Raw genomic sequence first — 1,003 nt, 5'->3', positions numbered from 1 at the left:
CGCTCTTGTGAAGTACATTGTTGGTGAGTCAGAGAACTGCTCTGACAATCTCTTTGAGTGCCTCTCGACCCGGTTTGCGGAGGATTCGTCGCCGAAGCTGGAGCGGTCTGAGATACGCTGTCAGTTTGTCTTTTGAGACGCCTCGGTGCGGCGAGAGCCACCGTCGCGCCAGCGACGCGTGGCTCTCGCACGTGTTCACGTGCGCGTCTCCATCAACGTACTCGCCATCACCGTGAATTACTGATTCTCGGCGGAAGCTCTCGTCATCGTCGAGTGGATCGTAGGCCCGAAATCCGTCAGTATAGACGGTCAGCGACTCCTTCTCGCGGTTGTCGAGAAGGAGTCGCACGGTCGCTTCGTCGGCGGATTTCGCCGGGACGACGTATCGTTGACCGCTGCCGCGATCAACGAGCGTGAACACTGGCGGTTTGTCCCCCTCATACGTTCCTCGTCCGCGTTTCGAGAGGGCACGCGAGCGCGACTCTCGGTCGCGCTCGCGGCCTTTCTTCCCGGCAGAGACGTAGAACTCGTCGATCTCGACCGGGCCAACGAGGGAGATGGCTGGCGCGTCGAGCGTTCTGGTGAACTGCTCGACGCGCCGGCGAAGCGACCGATACGATACGTCGATTTCAGCGTCTAACTGGCGGATACTCGTGTTGAACCGGAGGAACGAGTAGAACGCGAACAAGAGCTTGTCGAGGCCGATCTTCGCGTGCGCGAAGATCGTGCCGGTCTTGTCGTTGAACGTGCGGTCACAATCCTTACAGAGATACCGTTGATACTCCCGATAGCTGCCGTGTTTGATCACTGACTCAGACCGGCAGCGCGGGCAACAGAGGCCCTCGCGCCAGCGAACCTGCGCCAGCAGGTTCGCGGCGCTCGCCTCCGAACTCAGCAATTCAAATGGGAACATTGCATTCGGGTGACGCTGTCGCGTCACCCTTGCCCGCTACGCTTTCACAGCGCCAGCTCTACCCGACCAACAATCTGCTTCCGAAGAGCG

The 1,003-nt window shown here is 59.9% G+C and carries 1 protein-coding gene; it reads right to left on the bottom strand.

Annotation, left to right across the window (positions count from 1 at the left end):
• Window positions 1–28: 28 nt before the first annotated feature.
• The gene (locus ACQUQR_RS17840; protein ID WP_435197723.1) at window positions 29–913 is read right to left on the bottom strand and encodes an IS1595 family transposase; all 885 of its coding nucleotides are present in this window, start codon (window positions 911–913) and stop codon (window positions 29–31) included.
• Window positions 914–1,003 lie beyond the last annotated feature (90 nt).

This window comes from Natronomonas sp. EA1 (assembly GCF_051195035.1).
In the GTDB taxonomy this organism is placed as follows: Archaea; Halobacteriota; Halobacteria; order Halobacteriales; family Haloarculaceae; genus JBNTJV01.
This window is presented reverse-complemented; position numbering and strand designations above follow the sequence as displayed.